The 26,483-nt window shown below is 66.1% G+C and carries 22 protein-coding genes and 1 pseudogene; 9 read left to right on the top strand and 14 right to left on the bottom strand.

The features are described 5' to 3' along the window. A pseudogene (locus VFY73_RS14720) lies at positions 1 to 209 on the top strand (MBL fold metallo-hydrolase); the annotation flags it as partial. Positions 210 to 211: 2 nt separating this feature from the next. Then, positions 212 to 823: a TMEM165/GDT1 family protein gene (locus VFY73_RS14715; RefSeq protein WP_329719993.1), complete on the top strand. Its 612-nt coding sequence runs from the start codon at positions 212 to 214 to the stop codon at positions 821 to 823. 29 nt (positions 824 to 852) lie between these two features. Here the strand turns inward: VFY73_RS14715 and VFY73_RS14710 are convergent, their stop codons facing one another. Further along, positions 853 to 2,409 carry a cytochrome ubiquinol oxidase subunit I gene (locus VFY73_RS14710; RefSeq protein ID WP_329719981.1) on the bottom strand — a complete coding sequence of 519 codons (1,557 nt, stop codon included), beginning with the start codon at positions 2,407 to 2,409 and terminating at the stop codon, positions 853 to 855. 276 nt (positions 2,410 to 2,685) lie between these two features. On the opposite strand from VFY73_RS14710, the gene paaG reads away from it, so the two are divergent. The 4 genes from paaG to VFY73_RS14690 all read left to right on the top strand — a co-directional run bounded on the left by paaG (position 2,686) and on the right by VFY73_RS14690 (position 7,350). Continuing rightward, positions 2,686 to 3,480: a 2-(1,2-epoxy-1,2-dihydrophenyl)acetyl-CoA isomerase PaaG gene (paaG, locus tag VFY73_RS14705; protein ID WP_329719979.1), complete on the top strand. Its 795-nt coding sequence runs from the start codon at positions 2,686 to 2,688 to the stop codon at positions 3,478 to 3,480. Between the two features lie 60 nt (positions 3,481 to 3,540). Continuing rightward, the gene (gene paaI / locus VFY73_RS14700; RefSeq protein WP_329719990.1) at positions 3,541 to 3,942 is read left to right on the top strand and encodes a hydroxyphenylacetyl-CoA thioesterase PaaI; all 402 of its coding nucleotides are present in this window, start codon (positions 3,541 to 3,543) and stop codon (positions 3,940 to 3,942) included. A gap of 23 nt (positions 3,943 to 3,965) precedes the next feature. Continuing rightward, the gene (locus VFY73_RS14695) at positions 3,966 to 6,020 is read left to right on the top strand and encodes a M13 family metallopeptidase (RefSeq protein ID WP_329719977.1); all 2,055 of its coding nucleotides are present in this window, start codon (positions 3,966 to 3,968) and stop codon (positions 6,018 to 6,020) included. 355 nt (positions 6,021 to 6,375) lie between these two features. Next, positions 6,376 to 7,350, top strand: a complete 975-nt coding sequence (locus VFY73_RS14690) for a hypothetical protein (RefSeq protein WP_329719975.1) — start codon at positions 6,376 to 6,378, stop codon at positions 7,348 to 7,350. Between the two features lie 39 nt (positions 7,351 to 7,389). Here VFY73_RS14690 and VFY73_RS14685 read toward each other — a convergent pair whose 3' ends face one another. Then, complete coding sequence (locus VFY73_RS14685; RefSeq protein WP_329719973.1) at positions 7,390 to 7,779, bottom strand: hypothetical protein; 390 nt, start codon at positions 7,777 to 7,779, stop codon at positions 7,390 to 7,392. Positions 7,780 to 8,081: 302 nt separating this feature from the next. Here VFY73_RS14685 and VFY73_RS14680 point away from each other — a divergent pair, with 302 nt between their 5' ends. Both VFY73_RS14680 and VFY73_RS14675 read left to right on the top strand, forming a co-directional pair. Continuing rightward, the gene (locus tag VFY73_RS14680) at positions 8,082 to 8,882 is read left to right on the top strand and encodes a dimethylarginine dimethylaminohydrolase family protein (RefSeq protein WP_329719971.1); all 801 of its coding nucleotides are present in this window, start codon (positions 8,082 to 8,084) and stop codon (positions 8,880 to 8,882) included. A gap of 48 nt (positions 8,883 to 8,930) precedes the next feature. Further along, the gene (locus VFY73_RS14675) at positions 8,931 to 9,413 is read left to right on the top strand and encodes a GreA/GreB family elongation factor (RefSeq protein ID WP_329719988.1); all 483 of its coding nucleotides are present in this window, start codon (positions 8,931 to 8,933) and stop codon (positions 9,411 to 9,413) included. A gap of 530 nt (positions 9,414 to 9,943) precedes the next feature. Here the strand turns inward: VFY73_RS14675 and VFY73_RS14670 are convergent. The 7 genes from VFY73_RS14670 to VFY73_RS14640 all read right to left on the bottom strand — a co-directional run bounded on the left by VFY73_RS14670 (position 9,944) and on the right by VFY73_RS14640 (position 22,154). Further along, entirely contained in the window at positions 9,944 to 11,119 is a 1,176-nt protein-coding gene (locus VFY73_RS14670) for an IS91 family transposase (protein ID WP_329719969.1), read from the bottom strand. Positions 11,120 to 11,128: 9 nt separating this feature from the next. Beyond that, complete coding sequence (locus VFY73_RS14665; protein WP_329719967.1) at positions 11,129 to 12,004, bottom strand: site-specific integrase; 876 nt, start codon at positions 12,002 to 12,004, stop codon at positions 11,129 to 11,131. A gap of 312 nt (positions 12,005 to 12,316) precedes the next feature. Continuing rightward, entirely contained in the window at positions 12,317 to 13,162 is an 846-nt protein-coding gene (locus VFY73_RS14660; protein ID WP_329719965.1) for a hypothetical protein, read from the bottom strand. Next, positions 13,155 to 14,669: an AAA family ATPase gene (locus tag VFY73_RS14655; protein WP_329719963.1), complete on the bottom strand. Its 1,515-nt coding sequence runs from the start codon at positions 14,667 to 14,669 to the stop codon at positions 13,155 to 13,157. Before VFY73_RS14655 ends, VFY73_RS14660 begins: the two co-directional genes overlap by 8 nt. A gap of 87 nt (positions 14,670 to 14,756) precedes the next feature. After that, positions 14,757 to 17,429, bottom strand: coding sequence for a TrlF family AAA-like ATPase (locus VFY73_RS14650; RefSeq protein ID WP_329719961.1), 2,673 nt, complete (start codon positions 17,427 to 17,429; stop codon positions 14,757 to 14,759). Positions 17,430 to 17,906: 477 nt separating this feature from the next. Continuing rightward, positions 17,907 to 18,530, bottom strand: a complete 624-nt coding sequence (locus VFY73_RS14645) for a hypothetical protein (RefSeq protein ID WP_329719959.1) — start codon at positions 18,528 to 18,530, stop codon at positions 17,907 to 17,909. Positions 18,531 to 19,157: 627 nt separating this feature from the next. Further along, the gene (locus tag VFY73_RS14640) at positions 19,158 to 22,154 is read right to left on the bottom strand and encodes an ATP-binding protein (RefSeq protein WP_329719985.1); all 2,997 of its coding nucleotides are present in this window, start codon (positions 22,152 to 22,154) and stop codon (positions 19,158 to 19,160) included. Here VFY73_RS14640 and VFY73_RS14635 point away from each other — a divergent pair. After that, positions 22,035 to 22,589, top strand: a complete 555-nt coding sequence (locus VFY73_RS14635) for a hypothetical protein (protein WP_329719995.1) — start codon at positions 22,035 to 22,037, stop codon at positions 22,587 to 22,589. The genes VFY73_RS14640 and VFY73_RS14635 overlap by 120 nt on opposite strands. A 204-nt stretch (positions 22,590 to 22,793) precedes the next feature. Here the strand turns inward: VFY73_RS14635 and VFY73_RS14630 are convergent, their stop codons facing one another. The 5 genes from VFY73_RS14630 to VFY73_RS14610 form a co-directional block, all read right to left on the bottom strand. Further along, positions 22,794 to 23,465 carry a hypothetical protein gene (locus VFY73_RS14630; protein ID WP_329719957.1) on the bottom strand — a complete coding sequence of 224 codons (672 nt, stop codon included), beginning with the start codon at positions 23,463 to 23,465 and terminating at the stop codon, positions 22,794 to 22,796. A gap of 422 nt (positions 23,466 to 23,887) precedes the next feature. Further along, complete coding sequence (locus VFY73_RS14625) at positions 23,888 to 24,082, bottom strand: glutathione binding-like protein (protein WP_329719983.1); 195 nt, start codon at positions 24,080 to 24,082, stop codon at positions 23,888 to 23,890. Between the two features lie 24 nt (positions 24,083 to 24,106). Then, positions 24,107 to 24,481: a hypothetical protein gene (locus VFY73_RS14620; protein ID WP_329719955.1), complete on the bottom strand. Its 375-nt coding sequence runs from the start codon at positions 24,479 to 24,481 to the stop codon at positions 24,107 to 24,109. 145 nt (positions 24,482 to 24,626) lie between these two features. After that, on the bottom strand, positions 24,627 to 25,859 hold the full coding sequence (locus VFY73_RS14615; protein ID WP_329719953.1) for a M28 family metallopeptidase: 1,233 nt from the start codon (positions 25,857 to 25,859) through the stop codon (positions 24,627 to 24,629). 152 nt (positions 25,860 to 26,011) lie between these two features. After that, the coding region (locus tag VFY73_RS14610; protein ID WP_329719951.1) for a LamG domain-containing protein at positions 26,012 to 26,483 on the bottom strand (472 nt) is incomplete at its 5' end.

Genomic DNA, 26,483 nt, shown 5'->3' with positions numbered 1-26,483 from the left:
CCATCGGCCGGCGCCACGCGCAGGCCGCGCAACGCCACGACGTGCTCAAGCGCGAGCTCGCCGCACTGTATGCCGCAGGCCTCGCTGACCACGGCGTGACGGTGACGCCGGCCGTGCTCGAGCTGATCGCGCTGGACATCGAACTCAACGCGCAGGGCATGGGCATCTGGCTGGATCGCGAAGCCCGACAACAACGCGCGCCGGCTTGAGCCTGGACGCTTTCGCCGTCAGCACCGGCGTCGTCGCCCTCGGCGAGATGGGCGACAAGACGCAGTTGCTGGCCCTGCTGCTGGCCGCGCGCTACCGCGCGCCGCGCGCGATCATCGCGGGGATCTTCGTCGCGACGCTGGCCAACCATGCCGCGGCCTCGGCGCTCGGCGCCTGGCTCACGCGCGTGCTCGACCCGACGTGGCTGCGCTGGGCGCTCGGCGCCTCGTTCATCGCCGTGGCCGTGTGGATGCTGATCCCCGACCGCGTGGACGAAGACCAAGCCGATCGCGTCCCCGGCCACCTCGGCGTGTTCTGGCTCACCACCGTCGCCTTCTTCCTGGCCGAGATGGGCGACAAGACGCAGATCGCCACCGTGATGCTGGCCGCGCGCTACGACGCGCTGGTCACCGTGACCGCCGGCACCACGCTGGGCATGATGATCGCCAACGTGCCGGTGGTGGTGTTGGGCGACAAGGTCGCGGCCAAGGTGCCGATGCGCCTCGTGCATGGCGTGGCCGCGCTGATCTTCGCGCTGCTGGGGAGCCTGACGCTGCTGGGGGTGGGGCCGCTGCCCGGCGCCCAGGAGCCGCCGGCCGTGCCAACCTCACCGTAACCGCGTACCGGCCCTTGCCGGCGAGCGGCTCATTCGAGCAGCGACGTGCAGGCGGCCAGCGGCGCACGCCGCCGCAGCGGCAGCCACCATCGAAGCCGTCGCTGCGCCGACTCCCACCACGCCAACGGGCCGGGCCCGCAGCGCCAAAGCCCGACGCAACCTCGCACGAACAGCCCACCGAGCAAGGCATAGACCACCAGCCGGAGCACGAATGCCCACGGGTGCCCGGCGGCCGCGGCCGGCACCGCCGCCTGCGCGGTCAGCAACTGGCCGTAGACCACCCACGGCTGGCGCCCGACTTCGGCGACCATCCAGCCGCTCAGTGTGGCGATCCAGGGCAGGGGCAGGCACGCCATCAGCAACACGACGAGGCGGCGATTGCCGCCGAGGCCACCTTCGAGTGCGACACGCCGTCGCCAGGCGAACAGCAGCACCCCCAACAACCCGAAGCCGATGCCGACCATCGTGCGAAAAGCGACGAACAGCGTCGGCACATGCGGGCGGCTCAGGCTGGCGGCCAGCGCGAGGCGGGCCTCGTCGTCCAGCGTGGGCCACACGTCCTGATGGCGGCGGGCGGCCTGTTGGTAGAGCCCTCGCCAGACCGCCAGCTCGGCCGAGGCGCCTGGCCGCAACGAAAGGCGGATCCTCTCCTTCGTCTGCGCGGTCAGCTCCTGCACGCCCGCCGGCGACTCGCCGTCGACCAGCCAGCCCATGGCGCCGGGCAGCTCCAGCGCAGCGTGGTTGGTTTGCGCGTCCATGTCGGGCCAAGCCCACAGCACCAGCGGCGCCTCTTCGGCACGGTTCGACCAATGGGCCTCCATCGCCGCGAACTTCATCGGCTGCTGCTGCGCGACCTCGAGCGCACTTTCGTGGCCGGTGTGCAGCGTCGCGAGGATCCCCACCAGGCCCATCGCGAGGCCCGCGCGCATCGACGCGCGCGCCAGCGGCAGGTGCCGCCGCTTGAGCAGGTAGGCGCCGGCCACGGCGAGCATGAAGAAGGCACCGGTCAGCACGCTGGCACTCAGGGTGTGGGCGATCTTCGTGTGGGCGAAGGGGCTGGCGAACACCTCGTACAGCGAGGTGAGGCGCGCACCCTCGTCGGTGAACTCGACGCCCACCGGGTGCTGCATCCAGGCATTGATCGTCAGGATGCCGGCAGCCTGTGTCGCCATCGCCAGCGCCAGCAGCCCGCTCAGCACCACGCGGGTGCCCGGTCGCAGCCGATGGCTGGCCAGGCTGAGCACGGCCACCAGCGTCAGCATCAACGGGGCGATCCACCCCTCCAAGGTCATCACCGCACCCAGCACCTCGCGCACGTGTTCGGTGTAGCCCTGCCAGTGGGACTGCAACTGCCAGCGCAGCGGGTAGCCGGTGACCATGCCGACGAACCAGGCGAGCAGGAAGAAGCGCCGCCAGAAGCGCGCGGCCTCGACCCACACCATGCGGCCGGTGCGCCAGTGCGCGGCCTCCATCAACCCGACGGCCATCGCCAGCCCCAGGCTCAACGGCACGAACAGGTAGTGGAAGCTGGCGGCGGCGCCGAACTCCAGGCGCATCAGGCTCAGCACGAACGCATCGATGGTCATGGTTGGCAGGCAGGTGGCAGACCGCGGCAGTGTGGGACGGCGCGTTGACGTGCACTCGCGCAAAGAGCGGCTGCAAGCTTCTGCTGATCGTGCTCACCACGAACGGCTTGTTACGCAGCTTTGCGCCACAGACACCCGCTGCGTCGAGCCCTCGGGTTTGCCCGGGCCGCGGGGCGATCGAGTCGCCGTGTCCGCTGGACGAGAATTGGCCCCATGGCGGCTGACCGACCGGTCGGTCGGTGAACCCGGCCGCCTCGCCTTCCCCGGGAGATTCCTATGACCGAACCCTTGGTGCTGGTGGCCGACGCCGGCCCCGTGCGCACGCTGACCCTGAACCGCCCCGCCGCGCTGAACAGCTTCACCAGCGCGATGCATGCCGAGCTGCGCGAAGCGCTCGATGCCGCTGCGCTCACGCCCGGCGTGCGCGCCGTTGTCCTGACGGGTGCCGGCCGCGGCTTTTGCGCCGGGCAGGATCTGAACGATCCCGGCATGGCGCCCGGGGCCGACGGCAAGGTCGACATCGGCGCGGTGATCGAGGCCAACTACAAGCCGCTCGCGCAGCGCGTGCGCGCGATGCCGGTGCCGGTGATCGCTGCGGTCAACGGCGTGGCCGCGGGTGCCGGCGCCAACCTGGCACTGGGCTGCGACCTGGTGGTGGCCGCGCGCAGCGCCAGCTTCATCCAGGCCTTCTCGAAGATCGGCCTGATCCCCGACTGCGGTGGCACCTGGCTGTTGCCGCGCCTGGTGGGCCGCAGCCGCGCGCTGGGCCTGGCGTTGACCGGCGACAAGCTGCCGGCCGAAGAGGCCGAACGCATCGGCCTGATCTGGCAATGCGTCGACGATGGCGCGCTGCTCGACACCTGCATGGCGCTGGCCCAGCGACTGGCCGCGATGCCGAGCAAGGCGCTCGCCGCGACCCGCCAGGCCTTCGATGCGGCCGCGCAGATGAGCATGAACGAAGCGCTGTCGCTCGAAGCGCAGCTGCAGCGTGAGCTGGGCCGCCAGCACGACTTTGCCGAAGGCGTGGCCGCCTTCCAGCAAAAACGTGCGCCACAGTTCAAGGACCGCTGAGTGACTTCACCAGACCCGCAACCGACACCACAACGCATCGCAGAGGCGGTGCGTGACGCGATGTGGCGCGATGATCGTGCCTCGAAAGCGCTGGGCATGCAGGTGCTGGCCATCGGGCCCGGTACCGCCACGCTGTCGATGACGGTGCGCGACGACATGCTCAACGGCCACGACATCTGCCACGGCGGCCTGATCACCACGCTGGCCGATTCGACCTTCGCGTTCGCCTGCAACGCCTACAACGAGGTCACCGTCGCCTCGGGCTTCGATGTCAACCTCGTCACTGCGGCCCGCCTGGGCGACGTGCTGACCGCCTCCGCCAGCGAAGTGAACAAGGCCGGCCGCACGGGCGTCTACGACATCGACGTGCGCAACCAGCGCGGCGAGCGCGTGGCCGCTTTCCGGGGCCGCTCCTACACGCTCAAGGGCCGTTTCGTCGTCGACCCGGCCGGCCTGACCTGATTTTTCTTTCCAAGAATCCCCCCATGCCCCATTCGCTGAACCGCGCGCTCGCCGCGCTGGCCCTGGCTTGCGCCGCGACCCTCGGCACCGCCGCCGACCAGCCGCTGACCGAGCTGCCCTACACGCCAGGCCTGGACGTCAAGGCGATGGACACCAGCGCCGCACCCTGCGAAGACTTCTACCAGTACGCCTGCGGCGGCTGGATGAAGAACAACCCGATCCCGCCCGACCAGGCGCGCTGGGATGTCTACGCCAAGCTGGCCGACGAGAACAAGCGCTTCCTCTGGGGCATCCTCGACAACCTGGCCAGGCAGACCGAGGGCCGCTCGGTGCCGCAGCAGCAGATCGGCGATCTGTTTGCGTCGTGCATGGACGAGGCGACCGTCGACGCACAAGGCATCAAGCCGTTGGCGCCCTGGCTGGAGCGTATCGACGCGTTGAAAAGCATCGGTGAGCTGCCTGGGCTGCTGGCTGCACTGCATCTGGCCACCGCCGATGGCGGCCTGCTGTTCAGCTTCGACCAGAACCAGGACTTCGGCGACTCGACCCGTGTGATCGCGTTCGTCTCGGCCGGGGGCCTGTCGCTGCCCGACCGCGACTACTACGTGCAGAACGATGCCCGGATGCGCGGCATCCGCGCCGACTATGTCGCGCATGTCGCGCGCATGTTCGAGCTGATGGGCGCCGCGCCCGGGCAGGCCAAGCGAGATGCGGCGGTGGTGCTGCAGATCGAGACGGCACTGGCCAGGCCCCAGCTGACCCGTGTTCAGCAGCGTGACCCGCACCGCCTGCACAACCAGGTCGACATGCGCGGCCTGCAGCGCATGGCGCCGCGTTTCGGCTGGGCCGACTACCTGCAGTCGCTGGGGCTGAGCGAGCAGCGTGTGTTCAACGTCACCGAGCCGGCCTTCATGCGGGCGATGGATCAGCAGTTGCGCACCCGGCCGCTCGGCGACATCAAGGCCTACCTGCGCTGGCACCTGGTGCATGCGCTCGCGCCGCAGATGGCGTCGCCGTTCTTCCAGGAGAACTTCGCATTCTTCGGCAAGGCCTTGCGGGGCATTCCCGAGCCCAGCCCGCGCTGGCGCCGGTGCGTGACGCTGGTCGACGCCGAGTTGGGCGAGGCGCTGGGCCAGGAGTTCGTGCGCCGCGCTTTCAGCCCCGAGCAGAAGACCAAGACGCTGCACATGACCCAGCAGATCGAGGAGGCGATGGCCGCCGAGATCAAGTCGCTGGACTGGATGAGCCCGGCGACGAAGAAGAAGGCGCTCGAAAAGCTGGCCACGATCGTCAACAAGGTCGGCTACCCGGACCGCTGGCGCGACTACGGCCCGGTGCGCATCGCCCGCGACGACCTGCTGGGCAACGTGCAGCGTGCGACCGAGTTCGAGCAGCGCCGGCAACTGGCCAAGATCGGCAAGCCGGTCGACCGCGGCGAATGGGGCATGACACCGCCGACGGTGAACGCCTACTACAACGCGCAGATGAATGACATCAACTTCCCGGCCGGTGTGCTGCAGCCGCCGCTGTTCGACCCGAAGATGGACGACGGTCCCAACTACGGCAACACCGGCGGCACGATCGGCCACGAGTTGACGCACGGCTTCGACGACGAAGGCCGGCAATTCGACGCGCAGGGCAACCTGAAGAACTGGTGGGCGCCGAGGGACGAGAAGGCCTTCAACGCGCGCACCCAGTGCCTGACCGACCAGTACGCCCAGTACACGATCGTCGATGACATCAAGATCAACAGCAAGCTGACGCTGGGCGAAGACCTGGCCGATCTGGGCGGGCTGGTGCTGGCACTGACCGCCTGGAAGATCGAGATCGCCACCGCCCCGCCGGCGGCGCTGCGCGAGGGCTTCACGCCCATCCAGCGCTTCTTCATCGGCTTCGCCCAATGGGCCTGCGAGAACACGCGTCCCGAACAGTTGCGCATCAACGCGAAGATCGAGCCGCACTCGCCCGGCCGCTACCGCGTCAACGGCCTGGTGGTGAACATGCCCGAGTTCGAGCAGGCCTTCTCCTGCAAGCCGGGCCAGCCGATGGCACCGGTCAAGCGCTGCCGGGTCTGGTAGCGGCAGGCCGGGTCCGCGGGCTGTGCGCTGGATCCGGCCGGCACCACCTTTCATTTCAACTCGTCGAAGAACGCCCTTGCACGCCTGCCGCGAGCGACAGGCTGCGCCGCGCCCTGCTGAGTTGAAACACTTTTCCGCGTGCCCGGCGCAGCGGGGCCGCACATTGCCAGCTTGACGTTCGAGGCGGCTGTCCGGCAAAGCGTGCGGTTGGGCCAGGTACATCCTTGTTACATGCGGTCACTGGGGTAAACGGCGATTGCCTCCGGCCGCCGTCCGGGCGATACCGCTTTCTTGTGGAGCGGCAACCCGCGATGACGGGGTCCGCAGTCGGCAAGAAATGCAAGGAGCCCGAGGGATGTGGGGTACAAGTCGTTGGGTGCGCCGGATGGCGCAAGGTCTGGTATTGATCGCTTCGGCCGGGCTGGCCGGCGCCGCGCTTGCCGGCCCGACATTGACGATCGGGGCGATCGTGCCGCAGAGCTGGCCAAGCACCGCCGAGGGTGAAGAGCTCGTGCTGGGCATGCAGCTGGCGATCAAGACCTGGCCGGGGCAGCCCGCGCCCACCCTCGTGATCAAGGACAGCGCCTGTGATCCCCGCAAGGCCGAGAACGCCGCGCGCGAGCTGGTTGCCGCCAAGGTCGATCTCGTGCTTGGCAGCTGGTGTGCAATCGGCATAGCGCCCCGGGTCGTCGCCGAGGCCGGCCTGCCGTTCGTCTCGGCCAATGCAGAGCGTTTGCCCAAGGCGCCCGATGGCGTGCTGCAGCTGGGCCGCATCGAGCTCTACATCGTCGAGAAACTCGCGGCGGACCTGCGCGCCGCGACCGGCCTGCGCGTGGGCGGCCGCACGTCGTGCTGGATGAACTTCGAGCCGGTGCTGCGCGAGCAGTACGACGCCGTGCTCTGCCCGGTGCTCGGTTTCGACAAGAAGCGCTGGGAGCAGGCCGAGGCCACCTTCACGGCGGCCCATCGGCGCCCGTTCACGGCGTCGGTGGCGCGCGGCTATGCGGCGATGGAGGCGGGGCTCGCGCAGTTGCGGCGCATCCGCGGCGGCAAGTCCGCCAGCAACGATCCGATCATGACGATCTTCGGCCCGCTGCCGCCGACCGATGTGCCTGCGCAGGCGGATGCGATGCAGCTCGTGCTCTCGCCGAAGCTGCCGAAGCTTTCGCCGCGCGACCAGGCGGCGGTGACGCAGTTGCTGCAGACCAAGGCCTGCACCTGCCTGGCCGACAACTCCTGCAGCAAACCGGGGCCATGGGCCGACCAGCCCTTCGTGGTGCGCGGCAACGTGCCGAAATGCCCGACGTTGGCGGCCGCGTCGCCCCGTTGAGCACGCCGCGTCAGCGGCGTCCCCTGGGGCGAACGCAGATCACTTCGCGGCGTTGACGATGGTGCCGATGAGACCAGAGTGGACCTGCGCGCCCGTGGCGCGGTTGAGCAGCCCGGAGGAGTGGTTGCCGGTGAAGCCGGCATCCCGGTAGACCGGCACGAGGCCCCGCGAGAACGCGGCCCCGGTGATGTACTGGCCCCAGCAGGTGCGGTACTTCTGTGCGCTGTCGACGTTCGTGCGTGCAACCGCCGAGTACTCGCCCATGACCACCACCATGCCCAGACCATCGATGAAACGCGAACGCCGTCCTGCTCTGGCAAGCGCGGTGCCTTGCGAGGCGCGTGCACTGCAACGGACGGCGGTTGGCGAGGCCGTGAAGTGATCTGATTTTCTTGGCAAGAACGTCTCCGTCGTGAGCAGCGAGGCCACGACAGGGTGCAAGACAGCATCGGACATCGTGGGCAGCCACGTGTTCTATCGCATCCTGACTTAGCCGTGGGAAGTCAAGTGCGGCGCTGCGGCGCTGCCGTCCGGCGAGCCTGTCCTCGGGCGGTTCTTTCGGACTGCGTGAGACTGGGTGCGGCCCTTCGATTTCGCCGCCTCCGTGACGCTGACGTCGAGAGCGTTCGTTCGTTGCTTCCTGGATCGAGACTCCGGACCCATCGCCCGCTGCCGCTGCCCCTACGGCTTCGACACAATCGCGTACCGATTTGCCCCACGAGGTCTTCAAGATGTCATCCGGCCCCACTGCGTTTCACTTCAATTCGGCGATCGTTCGCAAGCCGGCGCGCTCCGTCGTCAATGGCCTGCGCGCCGACGACCGCGGAAGCCCCACCCATGATGGCGTCCAGGCCGAGCACGATGCCTACGTGGCGGCCCTGCGCGCCGCGGGCGTCGATGTCACCGTCCTTCCGGCGCTCGAGACCTTCCCAGATTCGATCTTCGTGGAAGACCCGGCGTTCGTGCTCCCGGAAGGGGCGATCCTCCTTCGACCCGGTGCGCCAAGCCGCGCTGGCGAGACGCCGGAAATCGCGCCAACGCTGCGTGCCATGTTCGAGACCGTCCTCGACTTGCCTCAGCCAGGCTTTGCAGACGGCGGCGACGTGCTGGTGACGCCCAAGGCGATCAAGATTGGCCTTTCAGCCCGCACCGACCGCCAAGGCGCCGAAGCGCTGGCCTCGTGCCTCGCCAGGTTCGGCCGCAGAAGCGAGATCGTGAAGACCCCGGAGGGCGTACTGCACTTCAAGACCGATTGCTCGTTGCTCGACGAGGAAACCGTGCTTGCGACCGAGCGGCTCGCGCGCTCTGGCGTCTTCGAGGGCTTCAGGCAGATCGTCGTCCCGGAGGGCGAGGAGTCGGCGGCCAATGCGCTGCGAGTCAATGACGTGGTGATGGTTGGGGCGCAGTTTCCCAAGACCATTGCGATCCTCGACAAGCTTGGCTATCAGGTCGTTTCCCTCGGCACTGCGGAGATCGGCAAGATCGATGCGGGCCTTTCCTGCATGTCATTGCGATGGTGGGCGCCTCGCTGAATCATGATTGACACCCGACCCCTGCTGTTCGAGATGCCTACCTTCATCATGGATAAGTCCCTGCTGCAGCAGCAGGTGCTGGAACGGCTCGCCGAAGACCTGCTGCAAGCCGAACAGGCGGCCAGGGCGGCCCATGAAGCCGCGACTCACGAAGAAAACATTGCCGAAAACAAATACGACACGTTGGGTCTCGAAGCCGCCTACCTGGCGACCGGCCAAGCTCGTCGCGCCGAAGCCATCCGCCAGGCGATGGCCGATTGGCGCCAGTTCCGCCCGCGCCCCTACGACGCCAGCAAAGGTATACAGCTCGGCGCGCTGGTCTGCCTGGTCGATTCCGACGACAAGCAGCACCAGCTCTTTCTCGGTCCGGATGGGGGCAGCATGAAGTTGGTCAGCGGCGTTCAGCTCGTTCAGGTCCTGACCAGCGAAGCCCCGCTGGGCAGGGCCATGCTGGGCAAATGCGAAGGTGATGAGGTGTCGATACAGGTCGCTCAAATCCGACAGAGGTTTGAGGTGCTATGGGTTCATTGAGCGGCAAGCAGGTGCTGTACGGCGAGGGGCATTGGCGGCGCGGTGAGCTTCGTGCCGTGGCGCGCCGACCTTTCTGGCAAACCAATTCGATCCCTCGGCTGAGTTCCGTGGGTCGAGAGCGACGGCAGAACTCGGCCATCAGCCGTCGGACATGTTTGCCAGCCGTGTGACGGGTCAAGTTAAGGGTTGTCGGATACCTGCCCGTGCGAGGCACGATGGTGGAGTAGCACCGACCTGAGGGCAGGTGTCGGACAAGCCTCGAGGGAGGAAACCGCGGGCCAAGCGTGCGGTTGAACGGGCACAGCCCTATGGCGATTGGAGCCTGGCCACACCAGAAAGGGCGGAAGCGCACCCCATGGTCATCAGCCCGGTGCTGGCGGCCGCAGGCGTGCCATCAGTCGAAGGCGAGGTGCGCAGCCTGCAACGCGAGCAGTGGCGCAGCCGCTTGCCAATCGGAGAACGAGCTACCCGTGCCCTCTGTAGTCCGACAGGGGCCGGCGAACGTACGCAGCATTGGCAGATGGCTCGCATCATGGGGAGGCCGGCGGAGCACGGATCGTCTGGCCGCGCGTGAAGGTCTGCAAGACGATCATCGGCTGACCACAGTGCCGGCAGATGAAGGTCGGTGGCGGGTTGGTTGCATCGACATCGGCTTGTGAATCGCCCGGCGGTACGGCCAGCAGTTGCCGCGCAAGCGCCAAGCTGGCCTTGCGGCAACCGTTGGCCAGCAGCCCGTAGTGCCGGATGCGGTGGAAGCCACCAGGGAGCACGTGCAGCAGGAAGCGGCGCATGAACTCGCCGACGCCGAGCGTCATGGCCTTGTAGCGGGTGCGGCCCTTGGCGCGGTAGTCCTTCCAGCGGAAGGTCACGCCACGATCGTCCAACGCGATGAGCCGACTGTTGGAGATAGCTACCCGATGGGTGTAGCGCGACAGGTACGCCAGCACCGCATCCGGGCCGGCGAAGGGGCGCTTGGCGTACACGGCCCACTCGCATTCACGCAGTGGCGCCAGCCAGCGCGCGAAGGTGTCGGCATCGGCCAGCGATGAATGCTCGCCGAAGAACTTCAGCCGACCTTCGCGGTGTGCGGCAAGCAGTGCCTCGAGGAAGCGCCGCCGGAACAGCCGGGACAACACGCGCACTGGCAGGAAGAAGCCCGGCCTGCAGGCGATCCAACGCTGGCCATCCGGCGACAACCCACCGCCGGGAACGATGCCGTGCACGTGCGGGTGGTGCGTCAGCGCCGAGCCCCAGGTGTGCAACACCAGCGTCACGCCCAGCCGCGCGCCAAGGTGCTTCCGATCGCAGCCGATGGTCAGCAGGGTCTCGGCGGCAATGTCGAACAGCAAGCCATAGACGATGGCCTTGTTCCAGTACGCGATGTCGGCGATGGGCGCGGGCAGCGTGAAGACCACGTGGAAGTACTCCACGGGCAGCAAGTCGGCTTGACGCGCCTCCAGCCAGCGCTGGGCCGCACTGCTCTGACACTTCGGGCAATGCCGATTGCGGCAGGAGTTGTAGGAGACCTGGTCGGTGCCGCAGCCTTCGCACCGCAAAACGTGTCCACCCAGCGCCGCGCTGCGGCACTGTTCGATGGCCGACATGACCTTCAGTTGGGCAAGGTTGAGGTGGCCTCGCTGTGCCTCACGCCAACCGGGGCCGTGGATACGGAAGATGTCGGCGACCTCCAGGGCGGGCCGCCCCACGTGCACCACCTATAAGGTGGGCAAGACCTCCAACGGGCTGACCACCTCGCGCAGGACTTCGGTCGCCACGTGCGCGTAGACAGTCGTCGTCTCGAGCTTCTTGTGGCCCAGCAGGACCTGGATCACGCGGATGTCGACCTTCTGCTCCAGCAGGTGGGTGGCGAAGGCATGCCGCAGCGAATGCATCGACAGGCGCTTGTCGATGTGGGCAACTTCCGCGGCATCGTGGATGGCACGGTTGAGCTGCCTCGCAGTAAGCGGCTCGATCGGGTTCAGGCCTGGAAACAGCCAGCCGCCGGGCAGCATCTTGCCCTGGGCATGAGCGACGCGCCACCACGTACGCAGCCGCTGCAGCAGCAGTGGCGAGAGCATCGCGTAACGATCCTTGCGGCCCTTGGACTGCTCGATGCGCAGCGTCATGCGCTCGCTGTCGATGTCGCCCACCTTCAGCGCGACGACCTCGCTGACTCGCAGCCCTGCGCCATAGGCAAGAGCCAGGGCGGTCTGATGCTTGATGTTCGGCGCCGCGGTAATCAGCTTCGCAACCTCCTCTCGGCTGAGCACCACGGGGAGCTTCTGCGGCAGGCGAACCGAGCGCATTCCGAGCGCGAGTTCGGGGCGTCGCACCGTCACTTCGAAGAAAAACTTCAGGCTCGTGACGATGGCGTTGAGCGTGGTCGGAGACGTTCCCCCGTCCACGAGATGCAGTTGGAAGCGGCGCAGATCCTCGATCGTGGCCGTGTCGGGCGATCGCTTGAGGAACGCGGCGAGCCGACTCACGTTGCGGACATAGGAGGTCTGCGTCTTGGGCGCCATCTTGCGCATGCGCATGTCTTCGATCATGCGTTGACGCAGCGGCGAAACAGCGGGCGTCGAAGTGGTCATGGCTCTGCTCCAGTCGAAGAGCGAGGCGGATCGCCTCACCCGTCAACATGGCAGAGCCGCAACCTCGGCATGCCGCCGACGCATCGGCGCAGCCCTACCGCGAGAGCGGTTTAGTCCGAAGACTGGTTGCGGACGCTCAGATTCGAACGTCGAATGGCAGCGTTCGCAGAATGCCGTCACTCGAACGCAGTCTGCAGCACTCAAGCGATCTGCGGGACGGACGCGGTGGCAAGTACGCGAACCTGTTGTGCGCAAAAGGCACGGAGCGCTCAGACCCGGTTGACTCCATGCCTTGTTGACGGACGGGGAAGCCTATACGGCCTCGAAGCCGCCGGAACAAAACCAATCGGAATCGGCCAACGCGTCGAACGTCGCCCGTTGCCAGGAATTCTGGTAGACCTCGGCGCAGCTCTCGGCCCGTTCGCGCAGGTGCTGCCTGATCCGCTCGGCAAAGCCTGGCGTGGCCGCCATCTTCTTCAGGGCGTGCCTCATGTTGCTGATCTCAACCGCAGCATGCGTCGCAAACAGCGCGCCGAGCCTGTAGATGCGGAAATGGGTCTTCACACGCTCGACCTGGACTGCATCCCAGGGATCGGGCGGGTTCACCGCGAACCTCACGGCGGCCGGCGCGCTTTCCACGACTTCACCGAACAGCCATTGCTCGTCGTCGACCTCATCGAAGTAGGGATGGATGGTCTGCTCGCCTGCGTTCGCAGGGACATGGATGAGCTTGTACTTGTTGCAGTCGCTGCAGGCCGGGACCAAATTGATGGCCGTTACGCCATAGACCGGGAAGCTGGTGATAGGAAGATAGTGGTCAAGCTGGTGAACCGTTCCCTGACCGCATAGCGGGCAGATGTCGTTGACGCAGGCCTTCTTGAGCTTTGCGTATGTGCTGCGCGTCCTGCTGCTCTTCACGAAGGTGCCGTTGTAGACCCGCTCCATCTCCTTGCGGGTGACGAAGCCGCCAACGGTCTTTGTTCCCTCGATGGCATGCAGTTCGGCGCTTTCACCGTGTTCCCGGTACAACTCTTCGGCGGCTTCGATGACGGCTTCGGCCTGCAGCAGGCGCTCCTTCAGATCGGGATCTCTGATGCTGGCAGCACAGAGCTGCAGCACCTCCGCACCGGTCACGTCAGGCTTTGGCAGGCTACGCATCGGCACCCTCGTCGCGTTCTGCGATGAGTGCCTGAACGATGGCCTTTGCTTCGTCGCCCAGCTCCCCGTCGAACTTGTTCAAGACCCTTCGATAGGACGAGCCGTCAGCGACGGCATCTCGCAGGAGCTTGTGAAATCCCGACTGCGTGACTTGCAGACCAAAGACATCGCGTGTCAGGACGCCGATGTTCTCCCCGAAAGTCTTCACAGTCGGACGTTCAACGATCGCGGTAAGCCCGCTTCGTCGCAGCTTCCAGGCGCAGGATTGAGGCACCTCCTGAAGGACCACCGGCGAGTGCGTCGCCACGATGGCGACCCCGTTCCGTCGCACTAGCAGGTCGGACAGGCAGCGCACAAAGGAAGCCAGAAGCGGCGGATGAAGATGCCCTTCCGGTTCGTCGAGCAGTACCAGCGTTCGCTCATCGACCAGTTCGACGAGGCGAGTCACAGTCAGCAGAACGATGGCATGCCCCGAACTCAGCTTCTTGAAGAGGCGCCGCGCGCGCGTCTTGAGACTCACGTCGCTCTCTTCGCCAAGCAGCGACGTGACATCTGCCTCTGCAAAGAGATCGTCTTCTTCCAGGGTCCGGACGGCCGTGCGCCAGCGTTCCGCCAGCACGCCCGACTGGCACCGTGTCAGGCTGTTTGCGAAATCACTCCCCAGATCGTCAAAGCTCTTCGCTGTTGAGCCGCGTTTGGATGACTCCGGATGCCTGAGACCGACCTGGTGGCAACGCATTGCGTCCGCCTCTGCGGGCTCCAGCTCAAACTCGTCGAAAGCGCTGAACGAGACGAGGACGAGGCCAGAGAAGGCAACCGCGCCGCCTGTATCTTCGGCCTGCATTTCGATTGTGCCGGCGGAATCTCCGCCGTCGGGCTCGCGGCCAAGCAGGGCAAGGGCCAACAACCGCATGCACCGCGTTTTGCCCACGCCGTTGCGGCCAATCAGGACATGCACGTTCGTCGGGGGTTGAGACTCCGGAATGACATCGAAGGTCATCGATGCCGGGGGCTTTCGCCCCCGTGCCGGAAAGCTGTACGCGAACGCAAACTTTGTGAGCTTGGCATCGCCGCGGGACAGGCGATTCAGCCGCCCTGCGACGGTCGATTCGACAACGTCGCGGAGGAGCGACTCTCGCATCACCTCCTCAGCGTGGTAGGTCTCGAAGATATCCAGGTCGGCAGCACAGTCGCGCAGGCCCTTGAGAACGCGCGCTCGAAGCGCGTCGCTAAGCTCGTTCAGCGACTCGTAGTAGCTCTCACTCTGGCCGAGCGAAAAGTAGCTTTCATCCAGGGCGTTGAACGTTTCATCCAAAGCCGGTGCTCGATGACCTTTCGAGACCCTGCCTGAGGGCTGCAGGCCCTTTTGACCGATCTTGACCGAGCCGATGTGATGAGCTTCTCCGGTCTCGTCGGCGACATGAAGCGAGAACTGCGTCCGGTACTTGCCCCAATCGTCCCAGTTGTCGACGAACAGAAATGCTTGGTTCTTTGATCCGCTGGGCACACGGCCGCGGCCATCAATTACGGTGAAGAAAATGGTGGCGCTCCCTCGTTCGCGAGCTACGCGCTCCGACCAGCATCACTGCTATGGTCAGTAGCCGTAGACCTCCTGCCGGCGCTTGAAGGCCTTCTGGCTGCCTTCAAGAATCGTGCAGACGATGTCTTTGGTCTCGGTGGTGTCGATCGACCCACGGTCCCTGATCACGGACACTTCGCTGGCACCGCGCAGCGGGATGATCAGCTCGGCGTCTCCCAGGACGGCGATGTTGGGGTTGTGCGTGACGATGATGACCTGCCGGTGCTCCTTGATGCTGCGCAGCGAACGCACGACAGTCTTGTAGATGAACTCGCCGTCGAGATTGTCTTCTGGTTGATCGATGATCAGCGGCACGCGGCTCTTCGAGAACAGCAGCACCGTCAAAAGGATGGCCTGCTGTTGGCCGAGCGAGAGCTTGGCGAAATCGCGGACGCGATAGCCTTTGGTGCCATCCGAATTCTCGACAACCTGCGTCACCTTGATCTCGGGCCTGTCTTCGAACGCGATGCGCTCCAACGCACACTTGGCCTGCCACTCCGAAAGCTTGGCGATGATGTCGGCGGCGTCGGCCTTGGAGAACACACGGTTGCCGTCGGCATCGTTCAGCTGTTCGAGTGCCGACGCATCTTTCGCATTCACGGCAGCAAGGAGTTGAGCCGGTGAAAGTGTGGCGGCAATGAGCGCCGCGCGTGGAACCTGAGAGGTACGCCAGCTCATGGTGCTCTTGATCAGCTCCTCCATCTCGGGCGCCAGCAAGCCTTCGTAGAACTGAAACTTGACCCGATAGTCGACAACGGCAGCGGCAAGATTGCCGTTCATCGTCGTCGCAAATGCGTGGCGGGCGTTGAAAATCTTCACGCGGAGGCCCGCCCGTTCCTGAATCAGGCGCTTGCGCTCCTTGAATGCCTCCTGCTGTTTCGGCTGGCTCTTCTTCAGTTCGGTCAGCCGCGCCTGCAAATCGGCAGCGTCCTTCGTGACCTTTCGGATAAACGCCATGTCGAGCTTGATGTTCTGCTTTTCCAGTTCGCGCCGAATCTCCTCGATCTTGTCCTGCGTCTCCTTCTCGCGCGCGATCCAGACCTGAAGCTGCGCCGCGATCTTGTCGTTCGCAGCGATGACCTTCTGTTTGAGCTGACCGGATAGCGTCTCGATCTCTGTCGCAAGACTATCCACGAGCCCCTTGACGACCTCAAACTCCGCCTTGCCGACCGCGAGGCCGTTGCCGTCGACGTCGGCCGTCAACTTGCGCAGCTCGCCGCCGGTCAGGCTGTTGGTGATGGACGTGAGAAGCTCACCAAGGTTGCGCTTCAGACCATCGCGGAAACGCCGCTCCTTGGCCAGCTTTTCCTCCAGCTCGACGACCTGGCTCGCATTCTGCTTCTTCAGTACTGCGACCTGTGTGTCGGCGATGCCCTTGGCCTTCTCCGTTGGCCCGATCTGGTTGATGCTCTGCTGCAGCGTCTCGACAACTGTCTGATTTGCGAGAATCGCATCGCGCAAGGCTTCGTCCTGCTTGCGCAGTTCGCCAAAGTCGATGAAGCCGTCCAGGAACCGCAGCAGGATCGACGGGTCGGTGTCGCAGTGCTGGATCGTGTCAGCCGTTTCGCCTTGTCCATAGCTTTCGATTGCAACAGCCGTCGGCCCTTCCGGATCGGCGTTCATCACATCGCAGAGCTTGCTGCGAGTCAGCGTGTGGCGTTCCCCCACTTCGTCTTCGTAGACGAGCGAGATGGCGTCCGGCCACACCTCCGAGTCGATGATCGTGCTTTCGGCGGCATTGCCCGAAGCCGCGCGAAGCGACTCCAGCAGCGTTGACTTTCCGGCACCGCGCCCGCCGATGATGCAGGTCAGGTTAGGACTGAAGTGGACGACCTGGTTCTTAAGGAATCCGCCTTCCAGCTTGATCCCTACGAACCTCGGCACCGACACGGGGACAAGGTCCTCGAGGCGCACGCGCGCCGCGGCATCCTTCAGCGCGATCCGCAACGACGCGAACGTCAGGGCCTCCATCTTGAGCCGGGTCAGCTTTCTGTTTCCGCTGGCGTTGCGTCCCAAAGCGTTGAGGGTGTGTGCGTCCGAGGACATCACCTTCGCCAGATCGACGCCGTCTTCAAGACCAAGCGTCGCACATCGGGTCACAACGCAGTTGCGGCGATTGGCATCAGTGTCGTCGTGAGAGAACCAAACGCTGCTCGTGGCATTGGTGATCTCGAGGCCCAACAGGTTCGAGCAGTTGAAGACCTCCTGTTTGAACGCATCAAATTTTGGGTGTGCTCTCTCCAGGCCACTGTCCAGCTCGATGTGCGCGCAGATGCCGAAGCCGTTGAACTCTTCGGCGAATCGGAGGCATTGAGGGATAGTGTTGTGGCAGGCCTTCCGGTCATCCGAAATGGTCAGCTTGCCGAAAAAGCGCTGCAGCTGATCAACCGTCTCAAAGTACACCAGCAGATGCCCCTGCGGCGTTGACAGCTCCACACCGGGGACAACAAGCAGGCCTTTGCCGTCGGCATACTTCAGCGCTGGGCGGACGTTCGCGATGTTGTTGTGATCGGTGATCGCGATGAGGTCTAGCCGCTCCGCGATCGCCGTATCGACGATGCCCTCAGTTGTCATCGACGCGTCCGTCACGTCGTATGAGCCACTCTCGCCGAAGGAGTGGATGTGCAGGTCCGCGCGCCGAAACAGCGCCCCGTTGGATTCGGCTTGAATCTCTTGTAGCAGAGTCATATCGCCTCCCTCCTCCTGAGGTTTCCTTCGACGGCGTACGCGCGTAGGTCCCCCGTGCCCATCGCCGCTCAGCCCATAGCACTGCACGTCAGACCCAGTTGGCTTGAGCCAAGCGTTTATGAGAACGCTTTAGGAGCCCGAAATCCGACATCCCATCTCGCGTTCGAGGGAAAACACTTAGTCTAGGGAAGGTCTGCAAATCCACGGTCCGACGCGCGTTGCGTAGGACGGCCGGTGCGGCGACCATGTGAGGTATGAAGGGCGACTGACGGGCTAGGGCTAGACAACGGCCTACGGCGTCCGGGCGGCGACCGACAGCAATCGCTGCGGACCTGCCGCTGACTTTCAAAGTCAGGTTGGACTGGACTGCGACGTTCGAAATCTGGTCGACGAATGACGACGGCCGCCGACACCTGTCGTTGAAGGCCACGGGCAGCCGCCAGTTGCTGCGCCCCAAAGGCTCAACATCATGCGTAGCTAGGTCCAACCAGTACAGTGGACGTCCTCGCTGCGATAAGCCTTCCAATCATCGCGCCGCTCGTGCCCCGCTGCGTCTAGCCAGCCTCCTTTGATGTCTAGCAGCGTGCCCTGCGGCGCGCGCTGTCCTTTGTCGATACGTGACTTTGCCCAGACCGGATAGAGAATCTCGTTCCCCGGTGCGTTCACGTGCCGCATGGTCGCCTCGTCTTCGACGATCCACAGCTTGGCGTCCAGGGCTCGCAATGAGCCTTTCAAGTGCTCCATTTCTACCTCGCCTGCCGCCACAGCTTGCCTAACCTGTTCGTGCGCCAACAGCCTGCTCTCCGCCAGTGTGAGGAGTGACCGGTTTGCTGCCGTGCCGCGCTCGACGCTACGGGCGTACTGCGCCCTGTAGCCTTCGGGCGAATTGAAGAAGGCGTCGTAGACGTGTGGTGGTACCTTGAGGACAAACAACGCCCGCATACAGCCCTTGAGCCATCGCTCTGTCTTGAACGGCTCCCACGTGAACCTCAAGATCTCGCCGGCAGCCACAAGCTTCGAAATTTCCTCGAAGTTGATCCAGCCAAGTAGATTGCTGGCCCGGTCTTGCGGCATCGATTCAGCGAATTGCCAGATGCTCATGTGGCTGGAATAAGCGGGTCGGCGGGTTCTGCGAGACTTAGGAGTCGACCAATTCTCGCGCCAGCAGCTCTTAACCCGCCGAGCACCATGGCTGTCGCTTCCTATGCGCAATGAGCGGCGTCCGGCATCAGCGCACACTCAAGGCAGTCGGCCCCCTTGATCGAGAAGGGGGACCGAGGAAGTCCTCCCGCGGCCCCGCTTGCTGCTGCCCCGATAGAGCCGCATGCGCCAAGGCCCAAGACCACCCGTCGCGCGAGCCGGCGAGCGTTGACTCGGTCGACTACCGAGATCGGTTGCACCGGGTTGGCCATGCACGAAGAGGCTTCGCGATTCAAAGAGCATGCAAATGGGCCTCGACCATTCCCGTGCCGATGGGAGCGAATGTCGGGTTCGTAGCACTCATCGCCCCTCCTGCTCGTAGGCCGGGATGACAGCACCCGCTGCACAGCGGTCATCCGCCGATCAACCGCGCCACCTTCAACGGCGGCGCGCGACGAGATGTTCTGCGCCAATGGACTCTGAACCCCGCGGGCGCTGGTCTTTTTGCGGCGAAAGTTTGAGAGAAGCGGCCACTAGCGGACCTATGAGTCGGCCGCGGACGGGTGCTTCAGCGTGCGGGACAAGCGCTCAGCGCGATCGCTCGCGCACCTTCCCGAGCAGGAACGCGTTGAACGGATTGCGGTGCAGGAAGCTGTCGCGGTACGCCGGCGGCACATGCTCCGCAGCAGTGCGGAAGATCCAGTCGGCAGCGTGGTGTGCGATCGCGCGGGCGAGCGCGGCGTCGCGGTGCTCGAACACCTCGATCAGCGCGCGCCAGACCACACCGCGGTAGACCAGGCCGGGGCAAAAGTCGGTCATCAGCCGCCAGCTGTCCCTGGCCAGCCACACGGCCTGCGACGTGTCCCCAAGCTTGGCGAGGCGCTGCGCCAGCAGTGCCTGAAAGACCAGCTGCTGGCCGTGCATGCCGCTGGTGGACGTGAATTCCACGCCCTGCCGCGCCGCCGCCACTGCCGTCTCGTCCTGCCCGTGGCGGGCCTGGATGCGCCAGGCGGTGAGCAGGGTTCGGCCCGACCAATGGCTCGCGGCCTCGGCCGCGGCATCGAGCGCCTGGCGGCAGGCTTCCTCGAGGGGTGCTCCCGGCTGCGGGACCTGAGCAGCGACCTCTTTCCAGAAGAGGGCCATGTAGGAGCCCGCCGGCGCTTGCGTCTGCGACAGCAGTCGACGCGCGCGTTCCGGTTGCCCCAGGTCACAGTAGGCAAAGGCCAGCGGGAGGCGCGCTTCCTCGATCTCGGCCGGTCCGGTCCCCGGATCGGAAAGGATTCGCTCGCCGAGCATCAACGACGAGGTGTAGTGGCCCAGCGTCCTGTCGATGACCTGGAGGCGAATGTTGCAGGACCTCAGGATCATCGCGTCTTCAGGAATGTCCTGCAGCAGATGCCTTCCCTCGACGATCGCATCGCGCCCCTCCTGCGCCCGCCCCGTGAAGATGAGCGCGGTGGCGCGCGCCATGAGCAGGTGGGGCAGGGCATCGCTGGCGCCGGTTGTGCGGGCGATGTCGATGGCTCGCTGGCATTGATCAAGCGCCTGTGCGAGGCACCCTCTGTCCTGCAGGACCTTGGCCATCGCATCCGCGTAGACGATCTGCTGCTTCGCGCAGCCGTGCTCATCCACCCAGCGCCCGATGGACCGCAGCATCTCCTGCGCTTCGGCCGCCTGGCACTGCTCGCACAGCAGCTGGGCCAGCAGGGCGCGTGCACCCAGTTCGCAGGCGCGATCGCGCGCGGCGAGTGCTGCGGCAAGCGCTTCCCGGCAGGTCTCGGTCGCGCGCTCGTACTCACAACGCTGCTCCAGCAGCGAGGCCAGGCTGCGCAGCGTCATGGCGCGCTGGCGATCGGTGGATGCGCTGCGCGCCGCCTGCTCGACCAGGCGCTGCACGTTGTCGAAGGCGCAGGCCATCATCGCCGGGGAGATCAGCTCGTCAATCAATGAGCACTGGGCGTCCGCGTCACCGGCCCGTCCGTAGATCGCCTGGGCCTGATCCAGGTAATCAATGCCCTCTCGCAGGCGAAGTGCACGCAACGCCTGCCGGCCCGCTTCGGCCAGGTGCGGCGCCGCGCGAAGCTCCTCGCCAGCGCCCAGCCAGTGCGCGGCCAGTCGAGCCGGCGCGCCGCCACCCTCGCGCACCATCAGCTCCGCGATGCGCCGGTGCAGCGCCCGGGCAATGGGCTGCGGCACCGATGCGCGCGCGGCTTCGAAGATGAGGTCGTGGGCGAAGGCACCGTCGCGCAGGACCTGGGCCGATTCGAGTTCCGTCCACGCGTCGGCGAGGTCCAGCGGATTGGCGTCGAGCACCTCCGCCGCCAGCGTGACCGAAAAGTCCTGCCCTGCCACGGCCGCACAGCGCGCCAGTCGCACGGCGTCGCGCGAGAGCAAGCCAATGCGGCGCTCGATCAGCCGCAGCGCGCTTTCGCTCGGCGGAAGCCGCGCGAACATGCCCACGGCCGCCGGGCCACCGCGACTCGGCTCGCGCTGCAGCAACCACGCCTTGAGCGTCTCCAGCAGGAACAACGGGTTTCCGCCGGTGCGGTGGTGCAGGGCATCGGCAAAGTTTGTTGCGTCCACCGCATCCAGTGCTCCAACGCCGGCAAGCCCCAACGAGTCGAGCAACTCGGCCACCTGTGCACGGGTCAAAGGCTGAAGCACGAGGGGCTCGGCACGAAGCCGGGTGGTCAGCGTGGCGACCAGCGCATGTGCCGCCGGCCCGATCTCGGCGCCGCGGAAGGCGGCCAACCAGCGCAACCCGGGCACACCGGCCAGGTGTTGCGCCATCTCGAGACTCGCCGTATCGGCAAAGTGCAAATCGTCGAGCGCCACGGCCTCCAACCCCGCCACCACCGCATCGCGCAAGGTCGCCTCGAGCGCGCCGACGAGGCGCGCCTCGGCGGCGCCATCGTGGGCACCGGTCAGCGGGCGTGCCCGAGAAACTGCGGGCTGCGCCGCAGGGGGCAACTCGGGCAGCAAGCGCGCCAGTTCCGCCTGGATGCCATCGGGCAGCGCCTGCGCGCGCGTCGCGAGCACACCGCGCAGCAGGCGGCCGAGCAGGGCATAGGGCACCCGTTCGTCACCCGGACGGGCCGATGCCTGCAGCGCCTGGCCAGGCGCCGGGGCGCAAGCGCGCAGCAGATCGTCGACCAGGCGCGTCTTGCCCATGCCTGCCTCACCGACGATGACGACCGCGTCACCGCGTTCCCAGGCGGCCTGCAACACCGACCACTCGGCATCGCGGCCGACAAGCCGGGGCGGGCGCAGCACCGAAGCGGGTACCACGCGACGTGGCGTGGGCGCTGCCAGCGCTTGCGAGCGCTCGATCTGCGCCAACAGATCGAGGGTTTCGACGGACGGCGTGGCGCCGACGTCGTCCTTGAGCGCCCGCTCGCAGCGGTCGAAGGCGAGCAGCGCGGCCGCGCGGTCGCCTCGCAGGTAATGCAGCCGCATCAACCGCCGGTGCGCATGCTCCTGCAGCGGCTCCAGCGCCAACAGACGTTCGGCACAGGCGATGGCTTCGGCCAGGCGGCCCTCCAGTTCCAGCGCAGAGGCTTCGCCAGCCAAGCGCTCGCGCCGCAGGGCTTGAAGGCGCTGGCGTGTGGCCCTCAGCCACTCAGCGAACTCCGGCAGATCGGCATAGTCGTCGTCGCCGAGCAAGGCCGCGTCCAGCGGCTCGCCGCCGAAGCCTGGCCAGACGAGCGCTGGCGAGATGGACAGCGTCGATGTCCCCGAGATCATCTCGACGCCGAGCTTTCGCTTCAGCGCGTAGATGCGCTGTCGCAGGCGCCCTCTGACGTCCTGGGTAGGCTCGTCGGGCCACAGCAGCGCTGCGATCCGGGCGCGTGCGGTCGGGCCCTCGATGGCGAGCAGGGCCAGCATGGCCGCGTCGCGCCGTTCCAGCACCACGCCTTGTCCAGCCACCGCAACCACCCGCCCCTGGCCACACAGGTGCAGACTCCAGCGTGGCGCCTCGACTGCGCATGCGCTGGCCGCCGTGGAGTCTGGCATGTGTGAATACCTCGGTGGACGGGCTGGGAAGAGGGCGCGCTGCGGCGCTCAGAGGCTGAGAGTTTTTCGGCCGTGCCCGAAAGGCGCCTGCAAAGGCCGCCGATCGAGGCGCAAAGCACAGCCATAGCTCGGGCTATGGCGAGCATTTGCAACGAAGAGCGGGGGAGTTTGGGGGTGCAAGGCGGGCATGGGTGAAAGACTCTCAGCCTCTCAGTGCCGAGGTCGCGGAACCACGTTGAGCGTATACACCAGGTTCTGGTTGAAATTGGCGTCGTTGGTGGCGATCAGCTCCAGCGTGTGCACGCCGGGCCGCAGGTTGTCGATCTCGGCGTAGTAAGTGTCGTCTACCGTCCGGTAGAGCCCGGCGGGCACCGGACTGGACCCGCACACCGGCCCGAACAGGTTGTCGCTCGGCAACGCGGTGGCGAACACCTTGCTGCGCACCCGCTTGGTCGTCACGGCCTCGCCGTTGAGCCGGACGGTGACCTTCAGCTTGTCGGTGACCGCCGCAATGATGGCTCGCAACTCACTGTCCGAGATGCCGTCCACGTCGCCGCAGTGGCCGGGTGCATAGACGTAGTTGCTGCCAGCGACCGGGAACCGCAGCTTCACGCCTTGCAAGATGGTGCAGGTGCGGCTGACCGTGCCACCGCCGGAGTGGGAGGCCAAGTACCACGTCGAGCCGTTCTGGCCGACCATGCAATGTTCGCCGGTGGTGTCGGTGACGGGGTTCACCGAGGCGGGGATCGAGTAGATCCATTGCACCCACTTCCCCTCGCGCCAGTCATTGACATCGTCGTCGGCCCAGGCCGCCGTGGCCATGCTCGCCGCCACAGCGAGCGCCGCGGCGCGGAAGATCATCGGCAGTGTCGATCGGCTCATCATGAGTCTCCTGTAGTGGAAAGGCTGAAACGCCCCGGCCAGGCGGCGCGGGTAGCAGGGCAGTACGCTGACCTACTGCATCAGCTTAGGCAGCGTGCGTCAGCACAGCGTCAGCGACACAGGGCGCTGCATGCGCGCGCAAAAGAAGGTGATGCGGGACGACGCGAAGACGCCGCCCGAGTCTTCGAATACATCCTCGTCCGCGACGCATCGCCGATCTTTCAGATCGGGCTGGTCGCCGTGCCCGATGGCCGCTGGGTGGCGATCGGCGTGAGCTCACCCGTCTCCAGCCAGTGACCGCAACCGCTGCACAGCTGCCGCCTGCCCGAGACTTCAATCCGAGCGAGAGCAACGGTGCTGCTCGCTTCCCGGCTGAGCGCGTGGCACGCTGCAGTCGAACAGCATTTGGCGCGAACGAGCGCTCAGGATGAGATGGGTGGCAACTCCGGGGCATCCAGCCCCACAAATGGGTCGGAGCAAGCGGGCAGGGCCGTCAGGCGCTGGTGCCACGATTCGACGTGCGGATAGTCGCCCAACGGCAGCCGGGCGACATCGTTGAAAGGCAGGAACGTCGCCATGCGGAAGTCGGCACAGCTGATCCGCTGGCCAGCAGCCAGTCGCGTCCCTCGGCCACCAGGCTTTCACCGCTCGGGCCGAGCCCGTAGCGCTGCTTGGTGCCGCGCTCGAAGTGCACGATGTCGCACGCTCGCGTGAAGCTGATCGCGCGCCCAACTGATCCAGCGGATCATGTCCGGCAGTTCGGCACCGCTGTGCCAGAACTCCGAGTGGGTCAGCTGCGGGAGGCGGCGGGCAATCGCGTCCGCCTTCCACAGCGAGCCGCCGTTCTCCGCCGGGATCGGCACGCGCAGTGACGGGTTCAGGTGCCGGAACCTCTCGGCCTGGCCCGGGGCGAGCGGCGTGGCCCACTCGCAGCTGACGGTTGCGGCCAGATGCCGGGCGGTCGCCACGGCCAGACGCGGATTGGGATTGCGCGAGAAATAGAGCGTGCGGCTCATCGAAGTGGGGATGGTCTCGTCCTTTCGCTGGCACGATGAACGATGACCGTCCGATTCAACACATGGCCCTCAGCCCGCAGTCAACGAGACGTGTGTCGCGTTCTGGCTCTGCGGAGGTGATGAATCGGGCCAGTCCGCACGGCAGTCAGCGCTTGACCCTCGCCCCCACCAGCTCGGCAATCGCCGCCAGCGTCGTCTGCGCCGCATTGAGCCCCAGCAGGAAGTCCTTGTCCGAATAGGACGAGAACAGATCGCTCGGCTGGTGCCAGTGCGGGTTCCAGCCGGCGCCGATCTGCATGCCACGTTCGTTCTCGCGCAGCGAGATGGCGGGCGCCCAGTCCATGAAGGGCACCGAGTCGGTGTTGGTCATGTGGAAGCCGACGGCCGCCGGGTAGTCGGTGGCGTACTTGTCGTTGGCCGCGCGAAAGTGCCAGGCCAGCTTTGCCGCGCCCTCGGCGTGCTTCGAGGTCGACTGAAACTCGATGTTGACATCCGCCTCGGCACGCTGCTCGCGTGGTGGGGCATAGCGCGGCTGGCCTTTCGCGTCGAGCAGTGGCTTGCCCTGCGCGTCGCGCTGCATCACGGGCATGCCGTGGTCGAACATCATCATGTCGTGCTGCACCATGCCCAGCCATTTCGGCTCGGGGTACTTGCCTGAGCCCTTGGGTGATTCGATGCCCTGCAGCTCCCTGCGTTGTGCCACGTACGCGCTCGCGCCGTGCAAACCCGTCTCTTCGTTGTTCCAGAGGATGAAGCGGATCGAGCGCTCGGTCTCCACGCCGGGCTGGCTGAAGATGCGCGCCAGCTCCATCACCAGCGCGGTGCCGGAGCCGTTGTCGTTCGCGGCCTCGCCCCAGCCGATGCCGTCCATGTGGGCGCCGACGATGTACATCTCGTCGGGCCGGGTGTTGCCGATCTTGGTGCAGTAGACGTTCTCGCGCATCGAGGTGCCCTCGGGCGTCGGCTCGGCATTCAACGCGCGCAGCTTCTCGTCGGGCTGTGCGTTTGGGTCGGTGTTCACGCTGGTCGGCGCGCGTTGGCCGAACAGCGTGCTGCCGCCCTGGCCGGCCGGGCCGCCGGCGCGGGCGGGTTGCGGTGGAGCCGGGTTGCGCTTCGTGGGCTCGGTGTACTCGTACTGCAGTCGTTCGGTGTTCATGCAGCCATTGGCTTTGAGCCAGGCCTCGATCCAGTCGAGCGCACGGCGATTGCGCTCGGTGCCTTGGCGGCGGTCGCCGAACTGCGTCAGGCCCTTGATGGTGGCCTTGTAGCGCTCCAGCTCCAGCTGCTTGACGAGCGTGGCGATGGGGTCGGCGGGCGCCGGCGCCTCTAGCGTGAGTGCTGGCAGCGGCACTCCGGCGAGGCACAGCGCGAGGGCCATGGCCGGCCGCCGCTGCTTCGGGGAGGCTGCAAGACCAGCGCGGAGAGTCTGGCGGGGCATGTCGGCTCCTTGGGGCTGTTCAGGCGGGCAAAGTATCGCAAGTCGGCCTTGGCCCCGTGCTCCTCGCCGTCAGCCCGCTGGCCCTTCGTTCGTCATTGCTGACCAGCCAGCTCCGCAATGGCCCGGGCGCTCAGTGCGCCGTTGTAGACACGAAAGTTGTCGACCCTTCCGTGCAGGTAAGGGTCGGCCGGAAACTGGGAGCGTCCGATCCATCCCGTGGTGTCGGCGCCGAGATCGCCAGGCACGTACAGCATCGAAGAGTTCTCTCCGGATGCCACGCCATCGATGTACAGCGTACCGACGCGATTGCGCAAGGTGACGGCCAGGTGCACCCAGCTTTGCGTGGGCAGTGGTGTGCCACTGTCGACGACCTGTTCGTTGTACCCCTGGGTCAAGCTCATGCCGAATCGCGGCCCTCCGCTGGGCCCACGCGCGGTGAGGAACATGTAGCGGCGAGTCCCTGAACCGAAGTCGAAGATCCGCGCCCACGTCGACACGGTGTCGAGATAGACCCAGACCGCGATGGTGAAGTCGCTCAGTTCGTCCAGCACCGCGAATGGCAAT

Source organism: Ideonella sp. (assembly GCF_036277275.1).
Taxonomy (GTDB): domain Bacteria; phylum Pseudomonadota; class Gammaproteobacteria; order Burkholderiales; family Burkholderiaceae_C; genus Ideonella.
This window is presented reverse-complemented; position numbering and strand designations above follow the sequence as displayed.